This window comes from Falsibacillus albus (assembly GCF_003668575.1).
GTDB classification, from domain to species: Bacteria; Bacillota; Bacilli; order Bacillales; family DSM-25281; genus Falsibacillus; species Falsibacillus albus.
In genome coordinates this window covers 12,617-27,679 of the sequence record NZ_RCVZ01000004.1, presented here as the reverse complement: position 1 = coordinate 27,679, position 15,063 = coordinate 12,617, and the positions used below count along the sequence as shown (strand labels likewise).

Below are 15,063 nucleotides of genomic sequence, written 5' to 3'. Positions count from 1 at the left end.
AGTTATCAATATGACCAAGGTTCTTTATCACAATGACATTCAAGAAGAGGTATTGAAATCGAAAAAAGTTGCAGTGATCGGATATGGTTCACAAGGGCACGCACACGCTTTGAACTTAAAGGAAAGTGGATTTGATGTCGTCGTTGGATTAAGAAAAGGGAAATCATGGGATAAAGCCGTTGAAGATGGTGTGAATGTGCTTCCGGTGGATGAAGCCGTCGCCCAATCCGATTTAGTCATGGTGCTCCTCCCGGATGAACATCAGCCAAAAGTGTTCGAGGAAAGCATCAAACCGAATTTACAGCCTGGAAATGCACTTGCATTTGCACACGGCTTTAACATTCATTTTCATCAAATTGTCCCCCCTTCCTATGTCGATGTATTCCTGGTTGCCCCTAAAGGTCCGGGACACCTCGTACGCAGGACTTATACAGAAGGTGCAGGCGTCCCTTCTCTCTTCGGTGTCCATCAGGATTACACCGGAAAAGCCAAAGAACTTGCACTTGCCTATGCAAAAGGGATTGGCGCAGGCCGAGCAGGGGTTTTGGAAACATCCTTCCAGGAGGAAACCGAAACGGACCTTTTCGGTGAACAGGCAGTATTATGCGGCGGCTTGACTAGTCTTGTCAAAGCTGGTTTTGAAACGCTGACAGAGGCAGGTTATCAGCCCGAGGTCGCCTACTTTGAATGTCTCCATGAGTTAAAGCTGATTGTCGACCTTATGTATGAAGGTGGATTGGAAAACATGCGGTACTCGATTTCCGATACTGCCCAATGGGGTGATTTCGTTTCCGGCCCCCGAGTTGTCAACGAAGAAACGAAGGCAAGAATGAAAGAAATCCTAGAAGATATTCAAACAGGTGCATTTGCCAAAGGATGGATTTTGGAAAACCAGGCAAACCGCCCGCAATTCAATGCAATTAATACAAAAGAAAATCAACATCCGATTGAAACGGTTGGCCGGGAACTCCGCGAGTTGATGCCATTTGTGAAACAGCCTGTCAAATCGAAAAAGGATGTGGTCGCCAATGTCGCACGTTAGCGTATTCGATACAACGCTAAGAGACGGTGAACAATCGCCAGGGGTCAATTTGAATCAATTGGAGAAGTTGGAAATAGCCAAACAGCTTGAACGTTTTGGCGTCGATATTATGGAGGCGGGCTTCCCGGCCTCCTCCCATGGAGATTTCCTGGCAGTTCAGCGCATTGCACAAACAATCAAGAATGCATCGGTCACTGGATTGGCCAGAGCGACAAAGTCCGATATTGACATTGCCTGGGAGGCTTTAAAGGATGCCAAGGAGCCAAGGCTTCATATCTTTCTTGCCACCTCCCCCATCCATATGACTCACAAATTGAAAAAGACGCCGGAACAAGTCATTCAGCTGGCTGTAGAGATGATTTCTTATGCCAAATCGAAATTTCCATATGTGGAATGGTCTGCCGAAGATGCATCAAGATCCGATTTGGATTTCCTTGCAACGATTGTTGAAAAAGCGATTGATGCCGGAGCAAATGTCATTAACCTGCCTGATACGGTCGGGTATGCAACACCAAAAGGATATGGAAATCTATTCAAATATGTAAAAGAAAATGTACCCAACATCGAAAAGGCTGTCCTCTCAGCTCATTGCCACAATGATTTGGGCATGGCGGTGGCAAATACCATTGCTGCAGTGGAGAATGGCGCCACTCAAATCGAGGGCACAATCAATGGGATTGGCGAGCGTGCAGGGAACGCTTCTTTGGAAGAGTTAGCTGTAGCCTTCCATATTCGCCAGGATCATTTTCCTTATTCAACAAACCTTACATTAAACGAAATAAAGCGAACCAGTGATCTAGTCAGTAAACTGACGGGTATGAATGTTCCAGGCAATAAAGCAGTCGTCGGCCGGAATGCCTTTGCTCATGAATCAGGCATCCACCAAGATGGTGTTCTAAAGCATGCATCCACATACGAAATCATGACGCCAGAACTGGTAGGCATCCATTCAAATCAGCTTGTCCTCGGTAAACACTCTGGACGGCACGCTTTCAAAAACAAAGTCGAAGCCCTTGGCTATCAATTATCAAAGGAGAAACTGGCAGATGCGTTTGCTGCCTATAAAAAGCTGACCGACCGAAAAAAAGAAGTTACGGATGATGACCTTTTCACGATATTGACCGAAATTCAAACGACGGCTGAAAATGTAAAAACCTATGAACTAAAAGCCTTTCAGGTACAATATGGGTCCTCCAACCTTCCTACAGCCACAGTCGCACTATTGACACCTGAAGGAAAACGGATTGAAACGGCTTGTACAGGTAAAGGAAGCATTGAATCGCTCTACAACACATTGGAAGCATTGATCGAAGAAAAAATCCATATTACCGAATATCAATTGAATTCAATCGGCCAAGGTAGAGATGCCCTTGCCCATGCACACGTCAAAATGACGGTCAATGACACTCCAGTCAGCGGCCGCGGTTCAGCCCAGGATGTATTGGAAGCATCTGCGAAAGCGTTTCTGAATGCAGTCAACAGAGTGTTTTATGTTCGTTCCAAAACTTCAGCTGCCGCCCATATGTAAGGATATAAAACGGTATTAATAACATAACCTTGAGGAGGTCTCCATGCATGGAAAAACAAATTGTTTTACTGCCCGGTGATGGAATCGGAACAGAGGTCATTAAATCGGCAAAAAAAGTCCTTGAAGCCATTGCGGAGGAATATCATCATACATTCACTTTTACGGTACATGCGATCGGCGGATCTGCCATTGATTCAAACGGAGATCCACTCCCTCCTTCTACCGTTGAAGCATGTAAAAAAGCAGATGCAATTTTACTTGGGGCCGTCGGTGGACCGAAATGGGATCAAAACCCTTCCCATCTTCGCCCTGAAAAAGGACTTCTTGGTATTCGCAAGGCGCTTGATTTATATGCAAATCTAAGACCTGTCAAAGCATTCGAAAAACTTCTTCATGCTTCCCCCTTAAAAGCGGATAGAGTACAAGGTAGCGACTTGCTGATTGTTAGGGAGTTAACAGGCGGCCTCTATTTCGGCACCCCTAGCGAGAGACGGGATGACGGCAAATCGGTCGTCGATACATTGGCTTACACCCGTACAGAAATCGAAAGGATTGTTGATAAGGCATTTCAATGTGCGCAAGGAAGAAAAAAGCATCTTACCTCCGTTGACAAGGCAAATGTGTTGGAATCAAGCAAACTTTGGCGGGAAGTGGTAGAACAGAAAAAAGCGGACTACCCTGAAGTTGAAGTCGAACACCTTCTAGTAGATGCTGCAGCCATGAAGTTGATTACCAACCCTACACATTTTGATGTGATCGTCACAGAAAATATGTTCGGGGATATCATCAGCGATGAAGCTTCTGTCCTGACAGGATCACTTGGCATGCTTCCTTCAGCAAGCTTAAGGGAAGACGGCGTTGGCCTTTATGAACCAGTCCATGGATCTGCCCCGGACATTGCTGGTCAGGGTGTGGCCAATCCAATCGGGATGATCTTGTCGGCAGCCATGATGCTCCGTCATTCTTTCAGTTTGAATGAAGAAGCTGAAGCAATTGAAAACGCCGTGCAATCGGTGCTGGATAATGGCTACCATACACCGGACCTTCGAATGCACAATGGACAAAAAGCAGGTACGAAAGAAATGACGGACTTGATTGTCGATCATATCAAAACAGCGAGCGCTTCGACCTGCATCATGAGCTGCTACGCCTAATCAATCCTGCGGGAGAGTTATTTTGAAGAAAAACCTCTCCTCTCCCCTTTTTTAAAATGTATAAATAGGAGGTAAAAAAATTGCCGCAGCCAAAAACAATCATTGAGAAAATTTGGGAACAACATGTTGTACATCAAGAAGATGGAAAACCTGACTTATTATATATTGACCTCCAGTTGATCCATGAGGTCACCTCCCCTCAAGCATTTGAGGGGCTGCGAATTAAGAACAGAAAAGTCCGCAGGCCGGATCGGACATTTGCTACGATGGACCATAATGTCCCGACCAGAAACCGTGAAGAACTTAAAGACCCAGTATCAAAAAAACAAATGGAGACCTTGAAGCAAAATTGTGAAGAATTCGGCATCCCACTCGCTGACATGCATCATCCTGATAATGGAATCGTTCATGTCATCGGACCTGAACTCGGATTGACTCAGCCAGGATGTACGATCGTCTGTGGTGATAGCCATACTTCAACCCATGGTGCGTTCGGGGCTCTTGCTTTCGGAATCGGAACAAGCGAAGTGGAACATGTCCTTGCCACACAGACATTATGGCAGGATAAACCGAAAACATTGAATGTAAAAGTAAACGGAAATCTTGGTAAAGGTGTGACCGCTAAGGATTTAATCCTTGCCATCATTGCCAAATTCGGGGTTCGTTTCGGCACAGGTTACGTCGTGGAATATACAGGGGAAGCAATTAGAAACCTTACGATGGAAGAACGAATGACCGTCTGCAATATGTCCATCGAAGCTGGGGCAAGAGCCGGGTTGATTTCCCCTGATGAAACCACCTTTCAGTATTTAAAAGGAAGACGTCATGCCCCAAAAGGAGATGCATTTGATGAGGCAGCTGCACAATGGGCATCACTCGCTACCGATATCGGCGCCAAATATGATCTAACTGTGGAGATTGATGGAGAGTCTGTCGAGCCGCAAGTAACCTGGGGCACCAACCCCGGTATGTGCATCCCGATCAGTGCATCGATTCCGAGTCCCGTAGGGCAGGAAAAAAATAAGCAGGAAGAAATCGAGCGCGCCCTTCAATATATGGGACTGAAAGCCGGATCACCGATCGACAGCGTTAAAATTGATCATGTGTTCATTGGGTCATGTACAAATTCAAGGCTAAGCGACTTGGAAAAAGCAGCTGCAATCGTGAAAGGCAAAAAGGTTCATCCATCTGTCACAGCGCTTGTCGTGCCTGGTTCTTACAGTGTTAAAGCCCAAGCTGAATCAAAAGGCTTGCACGTCATCTTTCAAGAAGCTGGTTTTGAATGGCGCGAAGCTGGTTGCAGCATGTGTTTGGCGATGAACGATGATTTGATTCCACCCGGAGAAAGATGTGCTTCGACATCGAATCGAAATTTTGAAGGACGGCAAGGAAACGGAGCCCGTACACATCTAGTAAGTCCTGAAATGGCAGCCGCTGCAGCCATCGCTGGGCATTTCGTGGACGTAAGAGCGTATTCAACCACAAGTCTTCAATCAGAGGAGGTCGTTCAATAATGGAACCGATTAGGCAGCACAAGGGACTCGTTTATCCCTTAAACAGAGCAAACGTCGATACCGACCAAATCATTCCGAAGCAATTCCTGAAGCGCATTGAACGCCAAGGTTTTGGACAATTTCTGTTTTACCATTGGCGATTTGATGATGACGGAAATCCGCGCTCCGACTTTTCCCTTAATGAAAAGCGGTATGACCAATCTTCCATTTTGATTGCAGGAGAGAATTTTGGATGCGGATCGTCCAGGGAACACGCACCGTGGGCCATTCAGGATTATGGTTTTAAAGTAGTCATAGCAACAAGTTTTGCCGACATTTTTTACAACAATTGTGTAAAAAATGGGATTCTTCCAATCAAATTGGAGGAAGAACAAATCAGTGAATTATTCAGCCGTTCTGAAAAAGCCGGATACGAATTGACGGTTAATCTTGAAAAACAGGAAGTTTTTGATTCCAATGGCTTTTATGCAAATTTTTCCCTCCCCTCCTATCAAAAAGAAATGCTGTTGAATGGTTGGGATGAAATTGCCGTTACACTTTCACATGAAAGCCATATTGAGAAATTCGAACACAATCAACCTTTAGGGAGAGTGAATACATTGGGAATTGCTTAACAGGAACCAGTATACTGGAAGCAATGGAATTCATGGCAAAATCGGTCCATTGTACTCCAGTGGCGACATCAACCACCATCAATAAAGTGACGGGAAAAAAAGTTTATCTTAAGATGGAAAACCAACAGAAGACAGGCTCTTTTAAAGTTCGTGGTTCAAGCTATAAAATCTCCAGACTCTCAGATCAGCAGGCTCAAAATGGAGTCATAGCCGCTTCTGCGGGAAATCATGCCCAAGGAGTCGCGTTGGCAGCAGCGAAAAGAGGAGTGAAGGCGACGATCTATATGCCGGAAAAAACACCTGAAGCAAAAGTGCTGGCCACGAGAACCTATGGGGCTCAGACCGTTTTAACAGGCGCAAGTTTTCAGGATGCCCTGCTTGCTGCTCAAGATGAACAAAAAAGGACGAACAGTACCTTCATTCACCCTTTCGATGATCCAGATATAATGGCTGGTCAAGGTACGATAGCGGTTGAAATGTTGCAGCAAATACCTGTCCTGGACTCGATGATCGTTCCTGTCGGGGGCGGCGGGCTGATCAGCGGGATAGCGGTCGCCGCGAAATCCATAAAACCGAGCATCCGCATCATCGGCGTCCAAACGAAATCGGCCGACGCCATGTACCATAAGTTCCATCGCCTGGGTGGCATTAAAAAACTTGACCTTCCTACCCTTGCGGAAGGAATTGCAGTCAAAACCCCTGGGGCCTTGACTTCTGATATAATCTGTCAATATGTTGATGATATGGTGACTGTATCAGATCATGATATCGCTGCAGCCATTCTGTTTATGCTCGAACGGCAAAAAACCCTTCTGGAAGGGGCTGGTGCTGCTGCATTGGCTGCCCTGCTGGTGCATGGACATCGTATTAAATCCCGTCAATGCGGTGTTATTGCAAGTGGTGGAAATATTGATTTGGCAAAGCTTCCTATCATACAAGCTTTATCAAAAGAAAATCATCTATCCTGTTTAGCTTAAAATTTGATTTCAAGCCTGAAAAAGCCAATAAAAAATGCCTGCCGTGATGTTCATCCAGCAGGCATTTTTTATTCCAATCAAGCATCTAAAACGTATTGTAAACATTTTCGCATGTCTTAGCAGTAGGTTCATAAAAACAATGGAGCTTATATCTGCCCACGTATGGCTGATCGTACCAAGTGGAAGGACAATTTCCCGGCGGCCTGAAATACCATAAACTGAATTTCCCTGGCCAGTACCTTTCCCCTTTCACAGATCTCCTCGCCAATTTTTTTTCTGTCTCCCTTGCCCTCTGATAGAAATAACCCTTCTGAACGGCTTCAAAGGCATGTGGCTGGTATATCATCTGCGGAATAGTCCTCAGCCCTTTAAAGTCTGAGCAATTGGCTCTAATCCTGTTAATTCCGACATTCCCTACAAGGAGCATGCCTTTTTTCCCTTCTCCTTCAGCTTCTGCCCTGAGAAGCCTCGCTAAAAGAGCGATATCGGACTCATTGGCTTTGACAACTGCCATGACCTCACCTCCACTCATTTCCCATTATCATATTCCAAGTCAATGAGATGATGACACTCTGCCCAAATTTAATCAGGATACTCTCAGTTTTTCATTATTTTAAAATTGTCTTTGATATATAAGCAAATTATTTTGTTACCCGAAATAAACTTGCTAAAATGAGAAAGAATATTCTAAATGCAAATCCATTGATTATTTAAATTAGGCTCTTTTCGTAACGTTTATTAAAGTGTATCAAAGTTTTATCCTTTGCTTTCCAAGGAACGGTCGGGCAACCTCCATCTAAGAAAGGATGATTTACAAGATATGCTATTAATAACGTCAATCTTTGAGAAAAAGAAGGAAGATGAACATTATGTCTTACAATATAGAAAAGAAAAATTTGAACAATATCCCTTTTTCGATACTTGACCTCTCGCCAATAATTAAAGGCGGTACTCCAGCAGATTCATATAAAAGGACCCTGGATTTGGCAAAACATGCAGAAAAACTTGGATTTAACCGCTTTTGGCTTGCGGAGCACCATAACATGCCGTTTATTGCCAGCTCCGCTACATCCATCTTGATCGGGCATGTCGCAGGAGCGACTACAAAACTTCGAGTAGGATCTGGCGGGATCATGCTTCCAAACCATGCTCCGCTCCTGATTGCTGAGCAATTTGGGACACTTGAATCCTTATATCCAGGAAGAATCGACCTGGGTCTCGGACGTGCACCGGGAACAGATCAATTGACTGCAAGAGCCTTAAGGAGAAACATAAGGAATGGGGGCGAGGATTTTCCTGAACAATTACAAGAGCTGAGAGGATACTTTGATCCCTCCCTATTCAACGAAAAAAATCCGGTACGTGCTTTTCCTGGACAGGGACTGGACATACCGATCTGGCTATTGGGCTCAAGTGGTTTCAGTGCTGAATTAGCTGGGCAGCTAGGACTGCCATTTTCGTTCGCCAGCCACTTTTCTCCTAACAATACGCTCCCGGCTCTGTCCATTTATCGGAAATCATTCAAACCTTCCAAAGTCCTGGATAAACCATATGTGATGCTCGGAGTCAATATTATTGCAGCAGATACCGATGAGGAAGCCCATTTCTTGGCAACCTCCCTTCAACAGCAATTTTTGAATTTAATCAGGCATCATGAAGCGCCTCTTCAGCCTCCTGTAGAGAACATGGATGAAATTTGGACCGATTATGAAAAGGAACTGTTGAAACAGCAATTAGGTGCATCCATTATCGGAAGTCCGGAGACGGTCCAACGGAAGCTGCAAAATTTCATTGAAGAAACACAGGCAGATGAAATCATGATTATTTCACAAATTTTCGATCATGAAGCGCGTTTGCATTCCTATGATATTCTTGCTGAGATTAAATCAGAGTGACAAAAAAGAATGTTTGAAACAAGGTGTTTTACGCTGCAGGCAGCCCTCTTTCTCTCGAAAGGCGGGCTGCCTGCACCATTTTTGAGAGCTTCACCCATGACTGTAGCGAATAATTTTTATATGATCCCGTTTCCTTCGTCACCCCATCCAAACGGTAGCTTTTCACCTGGATTTGATCCCAATTCCTTCGCTATCCATTTCAAACGGGAGCGATTGAGCCGGATTTATACCGTTTTTCTCGCCAACCCTTCAAACGGTAGCGATTAACCGTATTTGCTTCCATTTCCTATTTTAATTACCGAATATCATGCAATCAAAATAGTCATATGACACCCATAAATCCCCCAAAAGTGAAACAAGGGAGTCAATAGTTGATTGGATGCCAGAAAGTCTTTTAATGGTGAAAAGGCCATGCCGTGGGAAGAAAAGACCTGTGCATAAATCAAAACAGGTATTTAACAAAGTAAAAAAGTGCCAGATCCCGATAGGAACTGGCACTTTTTTACTATTACTCTTCTAATCTATGCTTAATCTCTTCTATTTGGTGAATATGCCGCTTTTCATGATAGCCCACAAAAGGCACCCACTGTTTTAGGCTCAAATCGCCAAATACAGGATGTGGAAATGATTTCTTTTCCATAATGATCGGATCTCCCGCAGCTGCTGCTTGATTCAGCAACTCCCTTGAAGCCGCAAGCTTTCCTTTCATTTCCTCAAGCGACTTCGGTTCTACTGAAGGAACGACATAGGAAGGTGCAGACACTTTTGTCAGTCGATTCGGTGTTAAATGAATCGGTTTATCCTCTGCTGGATTGATTTTTCCCTTTTCTACTTGTGCAGTGATGGATTTTGCTACTGCACTCTCCATTAAGTAAAGATGCTCCAGTACTTGCATGATGCTCCATTCATCATCACTTGGTTTTTGATTTAATTGTTCATCTGAAAGTCCACTGACCGACTTGAACAATTCTTCTCTTATCACCTCGTTATCATTCATCGACCTTACCCTCCTGAAGCTGTCATATGAATGATTATACCATTCCATCACCCATGATAGCTCTTAGAATGGCTTTCTGTGCATGAAGACGATTTTCCGCCTCGTCTAATACGACCGAATGGCCCCCATCAATGACTTCTGAGGTTACTTCTTCCCCTCGATGGGCAGGCAGACAATGTAAAAAGATGAAATCAGATGTTGCGTGTTCTACTAAATCGGCACTTACTTGAAAATCCTTGAAGTCATGTAGGCGTTTTTCATTTTCAGCTTCCTGCCCCATACTCGTCCAGACATCGGTTATGACGACATCTGCCCCATTAATTGCCGTTTTTGGGCAAGATGTTATTTTGATGCTGAAACCTGTTGTCCTAGCTTCATTCATAGCTGAAGATGCAATGGTCTGATCCGGTGCATATTCATCAGGGCAGGCAATGGAGAGGTTCATGCCCATTTTTACTGCTCCTTCGATCCACGAATGGCACATGTTGTTGTTCCCATCACCTATATAACATACATTCAGGCCTTTTAACTTCCCTTTATGCTCCAATATGGTCAATAAGTCTGCCAGTACCTGAGTCGGGTGATGCAGGTCTGTCAAGCCATTGATGATCGGGATGGTCGCATTTTCTGAAAAAGTTTCCACCGTTTTATGAGCAAATGTACGGATCATGATACCGTCCAAATAACGTGATAGTACCTTTGCTGTATCCTCGACAGATTCCCCGCGTCCCAGCTGCAGATCTTTTGAACTTAGAAAGATCGCATTGCCGCCAAGCTGATACATCCCCACTTCAAAGGACACGCGGGTTCGCGTAGAAGATTTTTCAAAGATCATACCCAAAGTTTTCCCCTTGAGGTAAGGTGGAAACTTTCCTTCTTTCGCTTCTTTTTTCATCATTAATGCCGATTCCAGTAATCCTGTAATTTCATCGCTGTTAAATTGGCTCAGGCTCAAAAAGTCCTTCCCTTTCAAACCAGCTGGATTAGAAAATAATTCGATGCTGCTCATACATATCAACCTCCCCTTACGATCTGGATAACTCCATGGACAAAAACTGTGATAATGGCTTTACTTCATATATTCCGTCAGCAGAAAATTGGATTGCCGCCGCAGCTGTTTCAAGGCTGGTAAAGCAAGGCACTGCATATTTAGTTGCCTCCTGCCTGAGCTGATATCCAAAATTATTTTTGTCATAGCCTGAATTGGCTACATTGATGACCACGGAAATATCCCTTTGTTCAAAGACATCCTTTGGTGATACGTCTTTATCAATAACGTCTTTCACCATGATGCCATGCTGCCTGAATAAATTTGCCGTTCCCTCAGTCGCGGCTATCTTGAACCCTTTTTCCACTAATTCTTTCACAAGTTGCAGGCTGCTTGCCTTCTCATGATCGGAAATTGATAAAAGGATTGTTTTATTCTCTTCTCCTGAACCTGCAAAGGGACTTTTCTTACCGATAAACAATGATTTATGAAGAGCATTGCCTAATTCAAAATCAATCCCGAGCACTTCACCGGTCGATTTCATTTCCGGGCCTAGAAAATGGTCTGCGCCAGTAAGTTTATGGGCAGAAAAAACAGGTGTTTTCACAGAATAAAATAATGGTTCAGCCAATAATCCAGATTTTGAATGCAATTCTTCGATCGGCATCCCCAATTGAACAAATGTAGCCCATTTAACCATAGGAATATTCGTGATTTTCGTCATGATCGGCACGGTTCTGGATGCCCTTGGATTCACTTCGAGTACACGGACGATGTCCCCATCGATGACAAACTGAATATTCATCATGCCGATTACCGGCAGTTCCTTCGCAATCTTTTCTGCATAATGGCACATTGTTTTCTTCATTTCTTCCGTAAGTGAAACGGGAGGCATGACTGCAACACTGTCGCCTGAATGGACACCTGCTTTTTCAATGTGTTCAAATATGCCGGGAATGATGATTTCCTTTCCATCACTGATGATATCCATTTCACATTCTGTTCCGGGGACATAGCGGTCGATCAAAATTGGACATGATTTATTTTGATTTAGATTTTCAGCTTTTCTTGTATATAAATTAAGTTCCTCAGGCGTCCTGCAAATGACCATGGACTGTCCCCCGGTCACATAAGAAGGGCGGACGATGATTGGAAAACCGGTGTCCTCGGCTGCTTGCAGCAAGACTGATGAATCTTTTATGGACAGTCCTTTAAAATGAGGGATGTGCAGACTTTCAAGCAAATCAGTGAATTCTTTACGCTCTTCCAGCTTGTGAATGGATTCGACTGTCGTTCCCAGGACATTGATCCCTTCATCTTTTAGTTCTTCCGCTACATTTATGGCAGTCTGTCCGCCAAATTGGACAAGCACCCCTTTGACTTGTTCCTTTTCTACAACATGAAGGATATCCTCGATGGCCAATGGCTCGAAATATAGACGGTCTGCGATGGAATAATCGGTGCTCACCGTTTCAGGGTTATTGTTCATTACAACTGCTTCATAGCCCATTTCTTTCAGTGCAAGCGCAGCATGGACAGAACAATAGTCGAATTCAATCCCTTGGCCGATGCGGATTGGTCCAGACCCAAGGACAAGAATCTTTTCTTTTGTCGTCCGATCTGCCTCATCATATCCTTTCCAAGTAGAATAGTAGTAAGGTGTCGCCGCTTCAAATTCACCTGCACATGTATCGACTTGCTTATAGACCGGCTTAATGCCCAATTCGTTTCTTTTTTGGCGGACTGCCCGTTCTGATACATTGAGTAGTGAGCCCATATAAGCATCGCTGAAATTCATTTCTTTAGCCTTTATGAGTAATGTAGCCGGAAGACTGTTCCATCCTTCTTGAACAAGCAATGCCTCCAGCTCGATCATTCCAAGTATTTTATATAAAAACCATTCATCGATCAGGGTCATCTCATGAATGTCTGAGATGCTGCTGCCTCTTCGAAAAGCTTCCGCAATGGCAAATAACCGATTCCCAGTCGCCATTTCCAAATGGTAGTTGATATCTTTTTGTGTCCACTTCTTGCAAACATCCAAATTCAATCCAAAAATATTCATCTCGAGCGATCTTAATCCTTTATTTAATGCTCCTTCAAAGGACCTGTCTATCGCCATCACTTCCCCGGTCGCTTTCATTTGTGTTCCCAGATTGTGATCTGCTTCAGTGAATTTATCGAAAGGAAAACGCGGCAGCTTCACGACTGCATAATCGAGTGCAGGCTCAAAGGCAGCATACGTATTGCTTGTGATCGGATTCAGTATTTCATCCAAATGATATCCCAGAGCACATTTGGCTGCGATCCTTGCAATCGGATACCCTGTTGCTTTTGACGCGAGGGCTGAAGACCGACTGACCCTTGGATTGACTTCAATGATGAAATAATCATCTGAATTCGGATCAAGGGCAAATTGGATATTGCAGCCCCCAATGATTTTTAATTCCCTGATAATTTTTAAGGAGGCATCTCGAAGCAATTGATATTGCTTATCCGTAAGTGTCTGAGATGGTGCGACGACAATGGAATCGCCAGTATGCACCCCGACCGGATCCATATTTTCCATATTGCAGACAATGATGCAAGTATCATTGTCATCTCTCATTACTTCATACTCGATTTCCTTCCATCCCTTGATGCTTTGTTCAACCAGTACTTGATGGATGGGGCTTAACTCTAGGCCATTTGCCAGCATCCTCTTTAGTTCATCCATATTTCCAGCTATCCCCCCGCCTTCACCTCCAAGTGTATAGGCAGGGCGAATGATTAAGGGAAAACCGATTTCTTCTGCAAAACTTAAGCCTTCCTCTTGTGCATGAACGATTTTTGATGCGGGTATGGGTTCATTGATCTCAATCATCAGCTCTCGAAACTGCTTTCTATCCTCCCCTTTAATGATAGATTCAACTGAAGTTCCCAGAACCTTGACATGATATTTTTCCAAAATTCCAGCCTCATAGAGTTCAACGGTTAAATTCAATCCTGTCTGTCCTCCAAGGGTCCCGATAATCCCATCTGGTTTTTCGTTGATGATGATTTTCTCCAGGGTTTCGACAGTAAGCGGTTCGATATAAACCTGATCGACGATGGAATGATCCGTCATTATCGTGGCAGGGTTATTATTGACCAAAATGACACTTATCCCTTCTTCTTTAAGAGCAAGGCAGGCTTGTGTGCCTGCATAGTCAAATTCCGCTCCCTGTCCGATGATGATCGGTCCCGAACCGATTACGATGACTTTTTTGATATCATGATGTAATGGCATAACGGCTGTCTCCTAATTTAATGATTTGATTAATGAAATCCTTGATAATCTTGTTCGTATCACTGGGACCAGGATGTGCTTCCGGGTGAAACTGAACCGATGAAACTGGCAGATCTATGTGCTGGATGCCTTCGATTGTCCTGTCATTGACATTTATGTGTGTAATCTTAAATATCTCCTCGCTGATGGACTGTTCCTCTACGACAAAACCATGATTTTGTGAAGTCATCGATACTTTGCCTGTTTGAAGATCCTTTACCGGGTGGTTGCCCCCACGATGCCCGAATCTCAGCTTAGAAGTTTTCGCTCCATAGGCAAGCGCGATCAGCTGGTGCCCTAAACAGATCCCTAAGGATGGAAAATGTTCTGTCATTTTTTTTATTTCACCCAGGTGTTCAATCAAATCCATCGGGTCTCCCGGGCCGTTGCTGAAAAGCACCCCGTCCGGATTAAGGTTCAACATGTCTTTGAATGGATATGAATAAGGGACGATTGTAACTTTACAACCTTCTTGCAGCAAAGAATCTACGATAGACTTTTTATAACCGTAATCCATGACGGCGACATGTGGGCCAGCATTAGAAAAGGTCTTGATTTCCAAAGTTGAAACCTGTTCTACCAGTGGATAAGGATGGGAAGATTTTTTTTCTTCCCAAAAATCTATAGATTGATAGGAATCAGGTAATTTATTCATTATGATCCCTCGCAAGGTACCGGTATTCCTGATAACTTTCACTAGCTCTCTCGTATCGATACCTTTAATACCCATAACTCCTGCCTGTAAAAGTTGTTCGGAGAATGTTCTCTCAGAACGGAAATGACTCGGGAATTCACATTCTTCGTCAATCACGACGCCCTGCAGCTGAACGCGGTCACTCTCGTCATCAGTCAGGTTTATTCCGTAATTGCCGATCATCGGATAGCAAAAAACGATGATCTGTCCGGCATAGGAAGGGTCTGTCAGCATTTCTTGATAGCCCGTCATTCCTGTATTAAAAACCAATTCACCTGTAATCTCCTGTATCTTTCCGATTAATTCACCTTTATATACTGATCCATTTTCCAATACAAGGAATCCATCCATAT

Annotated in this window: 13 protein-coding genes; 7 read left to right on the top strand and 6 right to left on the bottom strand. The window is 44.0% G+C overall.

Annotated elements, in window-relative coordinates; all coding sequences use genetic code 11:
* Window positions 1-10 precede the first annotated feature (10 nt).
* The 6 genes from ilvC to ilvA all read left to right on the top strand — a co-directional run bounded on the left by ilvC (window position 11) and on the right by ilvA (window position 6,829).
* A complete protein-coding gene (ilvC, locus tag D9X91_RS07290; RefSeq protein ID WP_121679942.1) occupies window positions 11-1,042 on the top strand; it encodes a ketol-acid reductoisomerase in 1,032 nt (343 codons plus the stop codon).
* Window positions 1,029-2,570, top strand: coding sequence for a 2-isopropylmalate synthase (locus D9X91_RS07285; RefSeq protein ID WP_121679941.1), 1,542 nt, complete (start codon window positions 1,029-1,031; stop codon window positions 2,568-2,570). Before ilvC ends, D9X91_RS07285 begins: the two co-directional genes overlap by 14 nt.
* Before the next feature lie 47 nt (window positions 2,571-2,617).
* Window positions 2,618-3,724, top strand: a complete 1,107-nt coding sequence (leuB, locus tag D9X91_RS07280) for a 3-isopropylmalate dehydrogenase (RefSeq protein WP_121679940.1) — start codon at window positions 2,618-2,620, stop codon at window positions 3,722-3,724.
* 80 nt (window positions 3,725-3,804) lie between these two features.
* Window positions 3,805-5,238, top strand: coding sequence for a 3-isopropylmalate dehydratase large subunit (leuC, locus tag D9X91_RS07275; protein WP_121679939.1), 1,434 nt, complete (start codon window positions 3,805-3,807; stop codon window positions 5,236-5,238).
* A complete protein-coding gene (gene leuD / locus D9X91_RS07270) occupies window positions 5,238-5,852 on the top strand; it encodes a 3-isopropylmalate dehydratase small subunit (protein WP_121679938.1) in 615 nt (204 codons plus the stop codon). Before leuC ends, leuD begins: the two co-directional genes overlap by 1 nt.
* A 23-nt stretch (window positions 5,853-5,875) precedes the next feature.
* Window positions 5,876-6,829, top strand: a complete 954-nt coding sequence (gene ilvA / locus D9X91_RS07265) for a threonine ammonia-lyase (RefSeq protein WP_121679937.1) — start codon at window positions 5,876-5,878, stop codon at window positions 6,827-6,829.
* Between the two features lie 85 nt (window positions 6,830-6,914).
* On the opposite strand, the gene D9X91_RS07260 is transcribed toward ilvA, so the two are convergent.
* Window positions 6,915-7,343, bottom strand: coding sequence for a cell wall hydrolase (locus D9X91_RS07260; protein ID WP_121679936.1), 429 nt, complete (start codon window positions 7,341-7,343; stop codon window positions 6,915-6,917).
* A 355-nt stretch (window positions 7,344-7,698) separates the two neighbouring features.
* Here D9X91_RS07260 and D9X91_RS07255 point away from each other — a divergent pair, with 355 nt between their 5' ends.
* Window positions 7,699-8,724 carry an LLM class flavin-dependent oxidoreductase gene (locus tag D9X91_RS07255; RefSeq protein WP_121679935.1) on the top strand — a complete coding sequence of 342 codons (1,026 nt, stop codon included), beginning with the start codon at window positions 7,699-7,701 and terminating at the stop codon, window positions 8,722-8,724.
* Window positions 8,725-8,752: 28 nt separating this feature from the next.
* Here the strand turns inward: D9X91_RS07255 and D9X91_RS22470 are convergent, their stop codons facing one another.
* The 5 genes from D9X91_RS22470 to D9X91_RS07235 form a co-directional block, all read right to left on the bottom strand.
* Window positions 8,753-8,890, bottom strand: coding sequence for a hypothetical protein (locus D9X91_RS22470; RefSeq protein WP_158598260.1), 138 nt, complete (start codon window positions 8,888-8,890; stop codon window positions 8,753-8,755).
* Window positions 8,891-9,232: 342 nt separating this feature from the next.
* Window positions 9,233-9,721, bottom strand: coding sequence for a DinB family protein (locus D9X91_RS07250; RefSeq protein ID WP_121679934.1), 489 nt, complete (start codon window positions 9,719-9,721; stop codon window positions 9,233-9,235).
* Window positions 9,722-9,755: 34 nt separating this feature from the next.
* Window positions 9,756-10,730 (bottom strand): ornithine carbamoyltransferase, encoded by a 975-nt coding sequence (gene argF, locus D9X91_RS07245; RefSeq protein ID WP_121679933.1) that lies wholly within the window; start codon window positions 10,728-10,730, stop codon window positions 9,756-9,758.
* Window positions 10,731-10,746: 16 nt separating this feature from the next.
* A complete protein-coding gene (gene carB / locus D9X91_RS07240; RefSeq protein ID WP_121679932.1) occupies window positions 10,747-13,977 on the bottom strand; it encodes a carbamoyl-phosphate synthase (glutamine-hydrolyzing) large subunit in 3,231 nt (1,076 codons plus the stop codon).
* Complete coding sequence (locus D9X91_RS07235) at window positions 13,961-15,061, bottom strand: carbamoyl phosphate synthase small subunit (protein WP_121679931.1); 1,101 nt, start codon at window positions 15,059-15,061, stop codon at window positions 13,961-13,963. Before D9X91_RS07235 ends, carB begins: the two co-directional genes overlap by 17 nt.
* Between the last annotated feature and the right edge of the window lie 2 nt (window positions 15,062-15,063).